Annotated in this window: 11 protein-coding genes; 6 read left to right on the plus strand and 5 right to left on the minus strand. The window is 35.0% G+C overall.

Annotated elements, in window-relative coordinates; translation table 11 throughout:
• Positions 1 to 3 precede the first annotated feature (3 nt).
• Together PL77_RS13415 and recA are read right to left on the minus strand one after the other, a co-directional pair.
• Entirely contained in the window at positions 4 to 447 is a 444-nt protein-coding gene (locus PL77_RS13415; RefSeq protein WP_044206078.1) for a hypothetical protein, read from the minus strand.
• Positions 448 to 819: 372 nt separating this feature from the next.
• Positions 820 to 1,872 (minus strand): recombinase RecA, encoded by a 1,053-nt coding sequence (gene recA, locus PL77_RS13420; RefSeq protein ID WP_044206081.1) that lies wholly within the window; start codon positions 1,870 to 1,872, stop codon positions 820 to 822.
• A gap of 606 nt (positions 1,873 to 2,478) precedes the next feature.
• Between recA and PL77_RS13425 the strand changes: the two genes are divergently transcribed.
• From PL77_RS13425 to PL77_RS13445, 5 genes are all read left to right on the plus strand, one after another.
• The gene (locus PL77_RS13425; RefSeq protein WP_044206084.1) at positions 2,479 to 3,864 is read left to right on the plus strand and encodes a pyridoxal-phosphate dependent enzyme; all 1,386 of its coding nucleotides are present in this window, start codon (positions 2,479 to 2,481) and stop codon (positions 3,862 to 3,864) included.
• A 748-nt stretch (positions 3,865 to 4,612) separates the two neighbouring features.
• Positions 4,613 to 7,297 carry a TonB-dependent receptor gene (locus PL77_RS13430; RefSeq protein ID WP_044206087.1) on the plus strand — a complete coding sequence of 895 codons (2,685 nt, stop codon included), beginning with the start codon at positions 4,613 to 4,615 and terminating at the stop codon, positions 7,295 to 7,297.
• The gene (locus tag PL77_RS13435; RefSeq protein ID WP_044206089.1) at positions 7,297 to 8,070 is read left to right on the plus strand and encodes a hypothetical protein; all 774 of its coding nucleotides are present in this window, start codon (positions 7,297 to 7,299) and stop codon (positions 8,068 to 8,070) included. Before PL77_RS13430 ends, PL77_RS13435 begins: the two co-directional genes overlap by 1 nt.
• 144 nt (positions 8,071 to 8,214) lie before the next feature.
• Positions 8,215 to 8,610, plus strand: a complete 396-nt coding sequence (locus PL77_RS13440; protein ID WP_156152360.1) for a hypothetical protein — start codon at positions 8,215 to 8,217, stop codon at positions 8,608 to 8,610.
• A 195-nt stretch (positions 8,611 to 8,805) separates the two neighbouring features.
• Positions 8,806 to 9,471 carry a hypothetical protein gene (locus PL77_RS13445; protein WP_044206093.1) on the plus strand — a complete coding sequence of 222 codons (666 nt, stop codon included), beginning with the start codon at positions 8,806 to 8,808 and terminating at the stop codon, positions 9,469 to 9,471.
• 437 nt (positions 9,472 to 9,908) lie between these two features.
• On the opposite strand, the gene PL77_RS13450 is transcribed toward PL77_RS13445, so the two are convergent.
• The 3 genes from PL77_RS13450 to PL77_RS13460 all read right to left on the minus strand — a co-directional run bounded on the left by PL77_RS13450 (position 9,909) and on the right by PL77_RS13460 (position 13,919).
• On the minus strand, positions 9,909 to 10,475 hold the full coding sequence (locus PL77_RS13450; protein ID WP_044206095.1) for a YceI family protein: 567 nt from the start codon (positions 10,473 to 10,475) through the stop codon (positions 9,909 to 9,911).
• Between the two features lie 200 nt (positions 10,476 to 10,675).
• Entirely contained in the window at positions 10,676 to 11,728 is a 1,053-nt protein-coding gene (locus PL77_RS13455) for an aminopeptidase (RefSeq protein WP_044206097.1), read from the minus strand.
• A gap of 928 nt (positions 11,729 to 12,656) precedes the next feature.
• Positions 12,657 to 13,919: a spondin domain-containing protein gene (locus PL77_RS13460; RefSeq protein ID WP_044206099.1), complete on the minus strand. Its 1,263-nt coding sequence runs from the start codon at positions 13,917 to 13,919 to the stop codon at positions 12,657 to 12,659.
• Between the two features lie 277 nt (positions 13,920 to 14,196).
• On the opposite strand from PL77_RS13460, the gene PL77_RS13465 reads away from it, so the two are divergent.
• The gene (locus PL77_RS13465; protein ID WP_044206100.1) at positions 14,197 to 15,852 is read left to right on the plus strand and encodes a C45 family peptidase; all 1,656 of its coding nucleotides are present in this window, start codon (positions 14,197 to 14,199) and stop codon (positions 15,850 to 15,852) included.
• Positions 15,853 to 16,146 lie beyond the last annotated feature (294 nt).

Below are 16,146 nucleotides of genomic sequence, written 5' to 3' on the forward strand. Positions count from 1 at the left end.
AAATTACTGCTTTGTGAATGTGTAAGTCTCCTCCGTTTTTTGATCATTCATATCTGTAATCGTTACCGGAATTGAGATTTCACCTTCTGGTAAAGCTGCCAATGTGATTGGAGTTATTGTCAATACATAAGCTGTAGCTTCTGCCACATCTTCATAGTTTACTCCTAATGTCAAATAAACCACCTGTTGAGCTTGTGTTGAAGGTGCTTGAGCAAAGTCCATTTCGCCAAAGTTAGGAATCGTCACTTTAAAGCTTTTGATTTTTCCTGGTGCAGCAACACTGATTGCAATCGTTGAAGTAGAAGTTACGATTCCATCATCAACGCCAGTTACTGTAATGACAGGGGCTGTTAAATCACCAATCATATCCTCTACTTCATCACTTGAACAAGCAGTAAGTGAACTTAAAAACAACATTGCTAAAAAATAGATAAGGTACTTTTTCATAGTTGAAAATTTTCAAAAAATAAGAATAATAAATAGTAAGCATCAATTGTTTTGAGCATTTAACTTGATGCTTTATATAATTGAAACTAATAAATAGAATATTTGTTATCAACTAATTAAAAAGCTATTTCTAAAAAAATATAAATTGTAATATTAAGTAATATAAAATAGAGGGTTTTCATTCACCTAATCAGTGTGATACAAAATAGTACTTCAAAAAATAAATGCACATAATCTATTTCCATCACCTCCTACAACAGCAATGTTCCTCTTAAATTTTTATCAAAAAAAAATACCCTATGCAACGAACTGTACATAGGGTATAAGTCAATAAACTATAATTACAGAAAGAAATATTTCTTTCAATGACGATTATTTTTCTTCTGGAGCAGGAGCTGCCTCTTCTTCTGATGGTGCTTGACCAAATACTTGTACTTTGATCTTCTCTTCCAATTCTTCCATTAGTTCAGGGTTGTTTTTGATCAACTCTTTTACAGTTTCTCTACCTTGACCTAATTTCGAACCGCTGTATGAGAACCAAGAACCTGCTTTGTTCACGATTTCAAACTCAACAGCCATATCCAATACCTCACCTGCACGAGAGATACCTTCACCATAAAGGATATCAAACTCAGTTTGTTTGAAAGGAGGTGCTACTTTGTTCTTTTGTACTTTCACTCTTGTACGGTTACCCGTTACGTTGTCAGCAGATTCTTTGATCGCACCGATACGACGAATATCCAAACGTACAGAAGCATAATATTTTAAGGCGTTACCACCAGTTGTTGTTTCAGGGTTACCGAACATCACACCAATTTTCTCACGCAATTGGTTAATGAAGATGGCCGAACAGTTTGTTTTGCTGATAGCACCAGTGATTTTACGCAATGCTTGAGACATCAAACGAGCGTGAAGACCCATTTTGCTGTCACCCATATCACCTTCTAATTCCGCTTTTGGTACTAAGGCAGCCACTGAATCGACTACCATTACGTCAATAGCACCTGAACGTACTAATTGTTCTGCAATTTCTAATGCTTGTTCACCATGGTCAGGCTGAGCTACAAGAAGACGCTCCATGTCGATACCTAATTTCTCAGCATAGATTTTATCGAAAGCGTGTTCCGCATCGATAAAGGCCGCCATACCACCTTGCTTTTGAGCTTCAGCAATAATGTGTAATGTAAGCGTTGTTTTACCAGAAGATTCAGGACCGTAAATCTCAATGATACGACCTTTTGGTACACCACCTACACCCAATGCTAAGTCAAGACCTAATGAACCAGTAGAGATAACGGGTACATCTACCACATTGTCATCTGTCATTTTCATTACAGCTCCTTTACCGAACTGCTTTTCTAACTTCGCAATAGTAGTTTCTAGTGCTTTTAATTTTTCTGTGTTTTGACCTTTATCCGCAGCCATGATGATTATAATTTAAGTGTGTAAGTTCTTTTCAATGATCAACAGTAGAAACCTTTTCTCCTTATTGATACTACAAATCTAGGGGGTAAGAACGTAACATAAATACGTACTTCTAAAAAATGTCAGTTTTTTTCAACATTTTCTTCAATATTCATCAAATGTTTCATTTTTAAAACTATTATAGATAAATATTTAAACAAATATAAAATTTAGATTTTATAAAAACTATTAAAGATCAATATATTATCACAATATTGACATTTAATTAATCAATGATTTAAATTTTAGCAAAATGTAATAACTAATGATTAAGAATTAATCTAATAAGTACTTTTTGCCCACTATTTTTCATTCGTAAAAGGAAACAGAGAACATAAAAACAGAAGTAAGATTCCTTTGTAATGAAGAAAGGTGAACCATAATGGTAAATTTTAAAAAATCACGTTCTAAATCAGTGGATTTGTGGAATAAATAATTGTTTCAAACAGGCACTTATGTAACTTTGAAGAAATTTGTAGCATTGTACAGCACAAGTACCAAGGTAAATGCAATCGGAGTTTTTACCTTTTCTTTTTAATCCTAGTACTTAAAAAGGCAGATACACACATGAGTAAAACACAAAATGACCTTATTTCTCTTATTGGAAATACACCTCTCGTAAAGGTTAGAAACATAGATACAGGCAACTGCGAACTTTATTTAAAATTAGAAAACCAAAACCCAGGTGGGTCAATCAAAGACAGAATTGCTTTGAGTATGATTGAGAATGCTGAGAAAGCAGGAAAAATCAAATCAGGTGATACTTTAATTGAAGCTACAGCTGGTAATACAGGTTTAGGTTTAGCATTAATTGCTATTCTTAAAGGATACAAATTGATCTTAGTAATACCAGATAAAATGAGTGGCGAGAAAGTGGCTCATTTGAAAGCAATGGGAGTAGAGGTGCTTCAAACGAGATCAGATGTGGGTAAAGGACATCCTGAATACTATCAAGATATGGCAAAACGTATCTCCGAGGAAAAAGGATATTATTATATAGATCAATTCTCAAACCCTGACAACTCGTTGGCACATGAATTGACAACAGGTCCTGAGATTTTATCGCAAATGAATGGTGATGTTGATGCTGTAGTGGCTGGAGTGGGTTCATCAGGAACAATCTCGGGTATGGCGGCTTTCTTCAAAAAAGCGAATCCATCTACTGAATTAGTATTAGCGGATCCTGAAGGTTCAATCTTGAAGGACTACATTGATAAAGGAGAATACGGTGAAGCGGGTTCTTGGTATGTGGAAGGAATCGGCGAGGACTTTATTCCAGAAATCGCAGATTTCTCTCTAACTAAGAAAGCGTATTCTATTTCTGATAAAGACAGTTTCAATACGGCTCGTGAAGTATTATTGAAAGAAGGTATCCTTGCAGGTTCTTCTTCGGGGACATTGATTGCAGCTGCTTTAGAATATTGCCGTGAGCAAACGGAACCTAAAAGAGTAGTGACGTTTGTATGTGATAGCGGTAACAAATACTTCTCTAAGTTGTTCAATGATCATTGGATGAAAGAAAAAGGTTTTATCGAAAAAGAAACATTCGGTGACCTTCGTGATTTGATCTCTAATTATTATGATAAAGGTGAAGTAGTTACAGCGAGCATTGAGGATACTTTATTGGATGCTTATAAGAAAATGAAGATGTACGATATCTCTCAACTTCCAATCATGGACGGAGATGAGATATTAGGTATCATCGACGAGTCCGATATATTATTTAGTGTATATGATGATGAATCTGCTTTTGAGCGTTTCGTTGCCGAATACATGACAAGTAACCTTGTAGTCATCGAATCTTCTGATAGCATCGACAGATTAATGGAGATCTTCAGAGACGGTATGGTTGCGATCTTAGTCAATGGTGGAAAATTCGTAGGTCTGATCACAAAGATTGACGTATTGAATCACTTAAGACAGCAAACGGCTACTGATAAGGGTAAAGGTTGATTTTAAAGAATTAAGAGTTAAGAATGAAGAATTAAAAATAGCATTCGATCTTAGTTTCTAAAATATATCAATAAGGGGTGAGAGGTAATCTAGATATTACTTTTCATCCCTTTTTTAGGTTATTTATAGTAGTAGGGATGTTGCACTGCAACGTCCGTCGAACCATCATAAAAAACCACTTTATGGGCCATAATACGAACTATTTTCTTCATTCAAAATATCTCATTTGTTTGATATATTTCGTGCACCATAGTTAAAACTATGGGCAAGTAATAAGGCAACCTATTCAAGACTAAAGTCTTTAAGGTTGAAAATGAAGTAAACACTTTAGTGTTTTCGGAATTAGTATCACCTACCCATGACTTCAGTCATGGTGTGCGACACCTTGTTTTTTTTATCGCTACACTTAACAAGAAACACAGAAGCAAACTCTTAACAATTACAAACAACAAAGTATACTCTCTAAATCGCTAAAAACGATGTTACAAGGCTGTTCATATTGGTTTCATAATGTAGTAATACAATGTCTTTGTTCAGGAAATATGAAATCAACAGAAGTTGATCATTCAGTTTTTTGTTATGAGCATATAAAAAGAATAGATATTCACTCTCCAATACGACACCTCTAACCATCACTCAAAAAGTAACAATTCTGTAATATAAGAGGCCAATAATTATTCACAGCCTAGTAATATTCGACAACCTACTTTTGCCTCCATAACTTTCAATTATCATAACTAAAACCAGAATGAAACAATATCTCTACCTAATTTTAACTGGGATATGTATAACCTTATTCTCATCAAATAGTATTGGTCAGACAACAGACCTTTATGGAAAAATCATCGGTCCATCAGGAGATCCACTTCCATATGCTCAAATCAATGTACTGGAAACCACCTTCGCCAGTATTACGGATATGGATGGTAACTACCATATCAATAATGTGCCTTCAGGAAAATATGAAATCAGTGCAACTTACTTAGGCTATAATGCCGATGTGGTTTCAATTACTCTTGAACCTGGTAATCCTTTGAAATTAAACATCACGATGAATGCTGATGTCACTGAATTGGATGGTGTAACCGTTTATGGTGAGTACACCAAGGGACAAGCAAAATCACTCAACGAGCAGAAAAATGCCGTGAGTATCAAAAATATCGTTTCTTCAGAACAGTTCTCGACAATGCCGGATAGAAATGGTGCGGAAGCATTACAGCGTATTCCAGGTATCTCGATTGTAAGAAACAGGGGAGAAGGTCAAAACATTCAGATTCGTGGTATGGCTTCTGAGTACAACCAAGTACAGATGAATGGTACGCCAATGCCAGGTGGTGAAGACAGCCGTGGTGCTGCACTTGATTTTATGTCGGCTGATATTATGGAATCTATTGAAGTCAAGAAAACCTTAACTCCAGATATGGACGGCGGCGCGATTGGGGGTGCGGTCAACTTTACTTTAAAAGATGCTCCTTCTGAATTTACATTAAGAGCCATTACTTCAGGTGGTAAAAACTTCCATGCAGATCCATTTAATGACGGCTGGGGACTAGGACAACAAAACCATAGTTTATATGTAGGTAACCGTTTCTTCAATGACAAACTTGGTGTGTATGCTACGGGTAGTTATTACTTGACCAATAGAGGTACAGTCTTACAAGAATACACACTGAACGACGACGATCAACTGACGAGAAAAAGATGGAATGACTATGATGTGAGACGTGAACGTTATGGCTACAACGTAGGTATGGATTATAAATTTGATGACAATAACATCATCAGAGCTTCCTACAACTCTAACTTCTTTAATGATGACAGAAGAAGAGGCCGAACTAATTTCAATTACAAATATGATCTAGAAACCCCGGATGCTCCAGTAGCTTCTTTTACAGAAGATAGAGAAACACAGACTAGAGCCAAAAGAACAATGACTGATATGTTTGGGATAGGTGGAGAACACCGTTTCAAAAGTGGTTTGAAATTAGATTATAAAGCGACAAGAATTAAAACAGTCATTGATGAACCTGACGGAACACAATATTACTTCAGCAGAACGTTAGGGACACATCACTTCGACAATATGAGTCCTTGGGATTTGGACGGGACAATGGCTTTAGAATCTGACAATATGTTGGAAATGAATAAGCCAGTACGTATTGATACCAAAGAAAATACAGAATTGGATCACTCTTTCACGATCAATGCCTCACAACCTTTCCGTTTCTTGGGTGAGACTTCTACCATCTCTGCTGGCTACAAAATGTGGCATAAAGATAAAGTAAACGATGCCAGAAGAGCAACAATGGAAAACCTTGAACCTATCTACCTTGCTCCAGGACAATTCTACAGAAGAGATCTTCGTTTCACTGATGCTGAGTTTGCTGATTTACCACTTGGTAGTCCTCAAGAAAACTATGAAGTAAAAAATCAAAACTACCAAGCCGATGAGATTATCAACTCTGGTTACTTGATGGGAGATATTCAATGGACTTCTAAATTCAATACACTAATTGGAGCTCGTATTGAAGCTACAAGAAACAGCTATGAATTCCGTGAATACGATGAAAACACGGGTGATTATGTAAGAACACTTTCTGACAATTCTTCTTATATCAATGTATTGCCATCCATCAATGCGGTGTATAGATTCAACGAGAAAAACATGTTGAAAGCAGCTGTAGCACAAGGTTTAAGTAGACCTTCATTTACGGCACTTATTCCAAGAGAAGTGATTGATGACGAAAACTTCACAAAACGTTTATCAAACCCTGATCTTCAACCGGCAGTCTCTACCAACTTTGATTTGATCTTTGAAAGATACACTGACAATATGGGTTATTTCACTTTTGGTGTGTTTGCAAAATTCCTAGAAAATCAAATTTATACTTCTAAAAACTTTGTGGAAGAAGACGGTCAAATCTGGGAAATTACAAGACCTGAAAATGGTGAAAGTTCTCACTTATATGGTTTCGAAGTTGCTTATAACAAAAACCTAAGAGACTTGAACGTACCAATGTTGAAGTGGATCAATGTGATGGCCAACTATACTTATACATTATCTGAGCAAGAATTGGAAGACGGTAGAAAAGTAGTAATGGGTAATAGCCCAAGAGATATGGCCAACTTTATCTTGACTTACGATAACCCTAAAAACGGTCTTATGGTTGCGATTGCGGGTAACTACAGAGGTCCATTATTAATTGATGTGGCAGACCGACAAGATAGAGATGTTTACTTCACTTCTCAGTTCCATTTAGACATTTCAGCAAGTTATAAAGTAAACAATCAGTTCAGTGTGTTTACTCAAATGAACAACTTAACGAATCAAATGGAAATCGAAACTTACGGTAACCCTGCCTACGACCACTTGTTACATCAAACAGAACAATATGGTCCTACTGTCACGGTCGGTTTAAAGTTTGAATTATAATGAAAAGATACTATTTATGTTTCCTCTTGTGCATTGCTTTCTTGAGCTTAAAAGCACAAGAGGAAATCAAAAGATACAAAGCACCACATGCCCGTCAAGCAGTGGCCGCTACAGAAGAGTTTTTCTTTGTGGTGGATAATAATACTATCGTCAAAAGAACTATTTCTGATGGAAAAGAAGTAAAAAGATGGCAAGACGATCGTCTGAAGCATTTAAACAGTGCTTATATCCAAAACGATACGCTGTTCTGTGCCCATTCCAACTACCCTGAAATCCCGATGCATTCTTCCATTGAAATGTGGGACATCAATACCTTAGAGCATATCGGAAATCATAGTTTTGGTATTGATATCGGATCTTGTACATGGATCGTTCAGCAGAAAGAGCATTGGTATGTAATGTTTGTACATTATGCCAATGAAGGAAAAATGCAGAAAAACCGTGACGTTTCTTGGTCTCAGCTGATCCAATATGATTTGAATTGGAATAGACAAGAAGCATGGGTACTACCGAAAGCATTAATCGAAAAAGTATCTCCATATAGTATCTCAGGGGGTGTTCTTTTAGAAGATGAAACAATCCTCTGTACACATCACCACTTCAATGAATTGTATACTTTAAAATTCCCAACAATGGGGTCTACTTTAATCTGGGAGAAAACAACTCCATCTCCGGTAAGAGGTCAAGGTATCGCTATCGATCCTAAAGGAAACCTTTGGGGAATTGACAAGAAAAGCAGAGAGGTGATAAACGTTAAAAATAATATTTTGTAAAGACAACTGGTTTAGATTTTTTACGAAAGAAAGGGTGAGGGTAGTCTTCGGATTACTTTTCATCCTTTTTCTTTTTTTATTGAATGGAAAAATAGAAACAACTCTTTGTTCAACTTGTTATACCATCAACCAAAAGGTATACAAATGATGAAACAAATTACTCACATGATGGTAATCGCAGGACTGTTACTTTCATGTGAAGCTCCCAAAAAAACGAAAAAAGAAGTTTTAACTTTCAAGCCCTTTGATAAAATTCAAGGGGATTATATTCTTGATTCTGCACGATTTACTGAAATCCTAAAAACAGATGTCATTCCTGATCATACTAGTGGCAAGGTGAGAATCGAAGAAGACTCTATTTTTCTAACCTTTCTTTATTCTAATTTGACCAGTGAAGTCAATGCAAAACTGATAATGGATAAAGACAGCGTTACGGTAAATGAAGGTGGGGTTACAAAAGCTTTCTTGGTACATCGAAAACATAGGATTTATTATGTTTCTTTAGATCGAAAGGCGTTTATACCGTTTAAAAGAATATAAGTAAGTACCTGTTCAAGTCTTAAGTTAAAAGCGTGACTTGGGCCTATTGCTGTAAAAGGAATAAGGTACTTGTGGTACTTTCTTCCTCTCTTTTTATATTTCAAATGAACTTAAGAGAAAGATCAATTTTATTGATTTACTAAAATTCATATCTTACTTATTAAGTCATAACAAACTCTTCATTATCGATTAATTATGCTTAAAACGCAAACTATAATTTACTTACTCATTAGTATCCTATTTTCATGTAACAGAGAATTAGATGTTTCTCATGAAAATGAACAATCAGAATCATATAAAGTAAAATTTTATAGAAACTTGGAACTTTCTCCCAATTCATCACTTAACACCTATTCTGATTATAAATTGAAAATCACTACTTCTTTCCTAAATAAAAGAATTAAGACATTTGACTATGGTGGTTTCTATTTTGTTTATGATGACTATCAAAATAAGCTAAAAGGTAATTGGCTCGAAGAAGAAGAAAAAGAATGGAATTTTGTAGATAAAAAAACGTTCACAATCAATCATCAACAAATCAGTGTTAGTAAGTTCGTTGAATTAAGACATAAAAAATATTCATGTACAGCGTCAAACTATGACACTACGAGTACACTATATTTTAGTAATGAATTAGGTCTAATTCACAATTTAGGTTGGAGATACCAAATGAATTTTGAAGTAACAGAAAATTCAATTTTAGAAGGTATTGATGATGTTAAACTGTTATTTGAAAAGTTAAATAAGGATGAAGATTTTTATCCTAATGTACATAAAACTGCATTACGAAAAGCGTTTAAAGAAATAATAATTCCTGAAGAGGAAGAAATAGATATTGAACTCCCTGAACCACAATTTTAAAAATCAATGTCTTTTCAACTTTACACCAGAATATTCATCATAAATCACATCAATTTTTACTGCACCTCCTCAAACTAGTTCAAGTATTGAACTGATAATAAAACATTTAATATAGAAACTAGAAGTCAGAGACTTTTAATAATCTTTCAAGCACAAATGACGCTATCGCTTAACATTTGCGCTAGATAGGCAGAATCAGAACCAATGGCGCGGATGTTAAGCGATAGCGTCATCCGTGCCTAATGATCACTAGAAATCTCCTGATTTCTAATAAGATTGTGTACGTTAATCAGCACCGGCCTTTTACAAAATAAAAGGGAGTCAAGTATCAATACTCGACTCCCTGTATATTTAGTCAACTAAGAGAAAAACTAATGCCGTTTTGCTTTCCAATCTTAGTTCTTCTAAATCAATTTTTTTAGCTATTGTACAATAGCTTATAGCGTAGTTACTTTGAAGCTGATGTCAAAGTTGTTAGAGATCGCTTTGTCACCTAAGTTATCAAAGAATGAATCAGAACCATATTTTAAACCGAACTTAGTTCTGTCGATTTCGATTGCACCCTCTAATACGTACTTTTTACCTTCTTCTTTTAACGACGCATCAAAAGCAACTTCTTGAGATACTCCTTTGATAGTCATATCACCAGTTAATTTTAATTTATCACCGTCTTTAGTTGCTGATTTTAAAACGAATTTTGCAGTAGGATATTTTTCAACATCGAAGAAATCTCCAGATTTTAAGTGACCATCTAGTTTTTGCTTCCACTCACCTTCTAAATCTGTAGAGCTTAAAGAAGTCAAATCGATTTCGATCTCACCACCTTTCAATGCACCTTTTTTGATTTTCAATTCACCACCTTTTACAGCTACTGTACCTGTGTGAGTTGAACCTACTACTTTGTGACCTACCCATTCTACTTTTGAGTTGTCAGCAGAGATTTTTTGGCCAAATGAAACTAAAGAGAATAAAACTGCTACTAGTGTTAAAGTAATGCTTTTCATGATATAAAAGTTAAGATTTTAAATGTTTTATTGAGTATGTTGTGAACAACTCTTGTTTTCTGTTTTATTGTTGATGTAAATATATGTACCGGCAATATTTGTTCAAACAAATTATGAGATATTTTTTTAATTAAAATTATAACTTACTGATTTTCAATTATAAAAATATAACTCTAAAAACTGTCTTTTTTTGATTTTGTTTAGAAAAGTGGTTTATAAGTTTCTTTTAGATAATCCATATAAGCATGAAAATCGCTATTGAAGTCGTTTTCAAACTCCTCTTTGAAGTCATTTTGTTGTCCTCTGTAGCGTTTATAACTCATAAAGAAAGTATTGTTGGGAGTAAAGTCTTCAAAGTATCTGCAATAACCGCTATTGGCAAAAGATAGATCTTGGATACCCTCTGTGATTTTTTTTATTTTTTGATCTTTTAAACGGGTCTTTTCTTCTACACTCATTGCTTCCGTAAAAGAATTATAAAGCGTATCTAGCTCTTTTGTTCCTTGAAGAATGTATTCTGAAAATGTCTTTCGATCTTTTTTTCGAGCCATGTACTTCACATACTCCAAGGAATGTTGACCAAATTTATATACCAAGAATTTTTTCGCTCCTTCGTCACCCACAAAATCCGCTAAGTTTTCATTATACGATACACTGCTTTTTACATAGAGTGTTCCATGTGTAAGTTCATGAATGATTAATTGGGTTAAACTGCCTTCATTTCTTTCAAGCATACCAGAAAGAATAGGATCATTGAGAATCCCCAACGTTGACCATGCAGACACTCTTCCCACTTCTGCATCCCAACCTTCATTTTTTAATTCTTCTTTGGCTTGAGTTGCTAATTTTTCATCAAAGAAGCCTTTATAAGAGAAGGCTCCGAAAATAGGGAAGGACCATTTTTTAGCTTTTAATTCAAAGGGTTTACAAGCAGTAATCGTCCAAAGAATTGGTTTTCCTTTTTGGTCATAAAGTTTGGTATAACTTTCAGAAGGGTTCAATCCCAATGAGTCTACTGTAAACTGTCTTATTTCCTGAATTAGTCTTATTTTTTCTTTTTGCTGATCTGTAAAAGAAGTATCCTTCAAAAATACCTCAATGGGTTTGGCATTCGTTATAATATCAATCTGTCCTAATCCCTGCCTGATACCATAAATTGTTTCTTCATGATAATATCCTAAGAAGCAGAACACACTCAGAAGTAGTGTTAGAAAAAATCTTTTAAGCCAAATAATCATTAGAGTTTTATTCATGTATATTATTTAGTGTCATTTATTATGGTTTGACTTTGGGCTTAGTACTACATTATAAAAGTGAAATGAATGCAATTTTCTACTCTATTTAATGAGATAAAATGAATTAATGTTGGAGTACTAAAACGTATCACAAACATAAAATTTTAATTTAAATAAGTACTCAACCTAAAAAAGATTCTTATTCATTCTACTGGTAAATTTTTAGTAAGTCTACATTGTAAATTAAATTACCGTAAACTAATAATCAATTATTCTGCAGGCTTTTATGTCCTACTTTCAAGCTTCCTTCTTCTTCATTTTTCCATTGATGAAAAACGAAGCAAAAAATCTAGGCTTAGAAGTCAAAAGCTAAATTTCATTCCTCTCGCCTATTGAATGGCTAACTCGATCAAAACTTCATCGTTTTGAGATGCTCAAACAAGAAAATCATTCTTAACGGCTCAATTCATGAAATTCTTAACGCTTTTCCCTTCAATGCCGAAGGAAGTACTACCTAACGAATTGAGTAGAAAGACCACTGGCGCGAATGTTAAGCGATAGCGTCATTCGTGTCCTTCAGATCATTAGAAATCTCCTGATTTCTAAATGCCATAAATATTCGAAAATTTAGTTTACAGCGTACTTACCTTACTGAAAGCGGAACAATAGTCCTTACTCTATTTCCCAAAAGCAAAAACCTTCCACTAAAAGTAAAAGGTTTAATTATCTCTCTATTCAATCAATTTAGCAATAATCGTCATTGCTAATATATACAGTGTATGAACTGTTGGTTTATCCTTTAATAACGGTTGAATGGGTTAATAAAATAAGTAACAGGAAACAGTAGTAATTGGGAATGAGTTGTAATTTTTAAAGTAGGAGTGAAGAATTAGATAGACTATTACATCTCGATCCTTTTCTCCACTCTTATATAATTGATCACTTTTTATTGCTGTGAAGAAGTAATTGTTACTCTTAACATTTCAGAGTTAGCGAGTAAATTTGAACTAGGTGAACCTTCTACCTCAATAGTTCCATCTTCTGCCATCCCTGAATTCGGTCCTGGTTGACGTGGTGCTTGGTATGGACCTGCACCTGCGTATTCATCTACTTCAGATCCTCCATCAATTAAAATCAATTGGTTTGAAATATCACCACTGATTGGAGAACCATTGTTAAAGAGCTTAATATTATCAAAACCTAATACCCAGTCATTGGATTGTACTAGCATAGTAGCCATTGACAACATATCTCCGTCCATTGCAGTGAACGTGAATGAATATTTTTCACCAGGGAAAATTGGAGCAGGAGCACTTGCACCTTCAGGTGTATTGAAGTGGTTTGTAAAACCTGATGGATTACCATCTTCTGTCAACATCTCGAATTCAGAAGTAGGTGCGGCACCCAATGTGAAAATTGTATTTGCATTACCTACTGAATATGCTCCTGGAGCAAATGGGGACACTAACCCTGTCATAGAAGCAAATGCTGTTGATAATACATCTGTACCTCCATCTTCGGCCAAATCTTCTAAGCCTTCTGATGCCGCTTGATCTTTTTGGAATAATGGATATTGTCCTTTTGAATGTACCACCCAGTTGCCAGGAGCGAAAGGTGTAGGAACTGAAGCATTAGCAGAAACATTAGAAACAGTTACTGTAAACATCGTTCCTCCATCATGCTTTATACTTACATTGATCACATCATCCTTTGCAGGGTAAGTGTAACCATCATTCACTTCTGAGATTAATTTCACCACACCATTTTCAGCAGTACCCGTATCTGGTCCTGATTGACGAGGTGCTTGATTTGTACCGACGCCCGGTTCTTCATTCACTTCAGTACCAGCATCCCATAAATAGAAATGAGAAGTAATATCTCCGGTTAAAGCGTTTCCATCATCATCATACAATGCGATTCCTCCTTCCATGGGTGCATAAAAGAGGTCATTAGATTGTACAAACATTGTCGCAAAGCTTAAATAATGTCCTTTACCTGCATTAAAACTAAAATCTTGAGAATTTCCTGGAGTAATTAGCCCATCTGTGGCCCCTTGTGCAAAGAAGTCTTTTGCTTGAAATGCGTTTTCGATTGTAACGGTAAAAGTTGTTTCTGGTAATACTGTTGGAGTGTTATTGTTATCGTCATCAGTACAACTTGTAAATGCTAAAGCTGACAATAAAGTACAAGCTAAAATTGAGTTTTTCATTTTGTTGATAGGTTAAATTTTATAGTATAGAGTGTGCTACTAAATGAGTTTAGAAGCTTAAAAAGACTTGTTTTGAGCGTTTTATTCAAAGCCTTTTCGTTATTTGTTTTACAATTTTACCTTTCTTTTTTTCCACGAAGTGTGAGCCCCTTCACATTTAGAAAAAAAAGATCAAAAAAGTCATGTAACTTTTTCATCAAAAATTTTGTTTTAAGGTTGAAACAGAATTTTAAACCATTTCTTTACCCCTACTTTTCTATACTTCTTATCACTTACTATGAATTCTTTAGCTAGAAAACTCAGTTTTATCCTTTTCCTATTGTTATTGATTGGCATCACATGGATGCAATCCTGGGTATTTATTCCTACACCTACAATTCATGATACATCGATTATTCACGAACAAGTAGATACACTTGGTCACAATCGCTATAGCCTCAAGAGCAACTTTATCATTAAAAAGCAAGATAAAATATGGGAACTTTATACAGAGGGAACTCCTTTTGAGATTGGTTATAGTACCGGTGCTTTAAGTAAAAGTTTTTTACAGGAACAGGAAGCTATTTTTGCTTACAGAATGGTAGAGCATGCTCCAGGAAAACGTCCCAACTTAGCCCGTTTTTTAAGTGCTTATTACAACAGACACATGGACAACCGCATCTTACCTGAATACTGTGAAGAAATGTACGGTATCTCCTACCACATGAATCCTAAGTTTAATATTCTTGGCTCTCCTTATCAGAGAATACTTAATTATCATGGTATTTATGATACGCAGCATGCTTTTGAAAAAATGGATGTGAAAGTAAATTCAGCATTTGCAATTAATGGTGCAAAAACAAAAGATCATGATGTATTAGTGGGAAGAAATTTTGACTTCTTTTTACATGATCAGCACCGTACTGATAAAATTGTACATTTCGTAAAACCTATTGAAGGTTATAAGTTTGCCTCTGTCAGCTGGGCAGGGTTTATAGGTGCCGTATCTGGCATGAATGAAACGGGACTTACTGTCACCATCAATACCGCTGAGTCACAAATTCCATTTGCTGCTACGATGCCCATGTCATTAATTGCAAGAGAAATTTTACAGTATGCTCAAACGGTAGAGGAAGCCTTCAATATTGCACATACCAAAGAAGCTTATGTCAATGAATCGATCTTGGTCTCTTCTGCTTTTGATAATACAGCAATCATTATAGAGAAAACACCCCATGGTATTGATTCTATTAAAATGAGAAATAACGAACTGGTTTGTACTTCTCATTTACAAACTGATGAACTAAGAAAACCTATGGCTTATGATCCTTCTTATGCCTCCTATTATAGAGCTATTCGAATTCAAGAACTTATCAATCAGAAAAATGAATTTACAGTAGAAGATATTGCCTCTATTTTGCGTGATACAGATGGTTTTGAAGATCAACCGATCGGTTTAGGAAATGCCAAAAGCATCAACTCTTTACATCTACATCATTCCATTATTTTCAAACCAGAAACTAGAGAAATGTGGCTTTCAACAAGTCACCACGGTATGGAGGAGTTTATATGTTATAATCTGGATTCTGTTTTCTCGAATTCACAAAACTATCCACCTCCTACAACACTCGCTTCTAATGCGAAACAAATTTCAGAAGCAGGACCTGATCATTGGGAAAACTATCACAACTATAAGCAATTCAAAGGAATGTCTTTACAATTTAGGAATTGGAACAGTCAGCTTCCACCTATTTCGCAAAAGGCTATTGATGCGTTTATAGCTCTCAATCCCAAGGGGTATAATGTTTATGAAATCATAGGGGACTATTATATCAAGGCGCATCAAAGTAAAAAGGCTGCGGAATATTATCAAAAAGCGTTAGAAAATGAGGTGGCCACCCATCAGTCTCGTCAGTTTATTAAAGAAAAGTATGAGCTAGTGATGAGGGATTAATAACTTTATAGAGTATCAATTGATATTTCTGCAAGTTTGCTATGATCTACTTTCAAACTTCCTTCTTCTTCATTTTTCCATTGATGAAAAACGAAGCAAAAAATCTAGGCTTAGAAGTCAAAAGCTAAATTTCACTCCAATCGCCTCAATGATTTTAAACTCGCTTTGCTCAAACAAAAAATCATTTTTAACGGCTCATTCCATGAAATTATTAACGCTTTTCCCTTCAAGGCCGAAGGTAGTACTACCAAACTAATTGGGTAGAAAATCCATTGGCGCGAATGTTAAGCGTAA

It is taken from the genome of Flammeovirga sp. OC4 (assembly GCF_000812565.1).
Lineage (GTDB): Bacteria > Bacteroidota > Bacteroidia > Cytophagales > Flammeovirgaceae > Flammeovirga.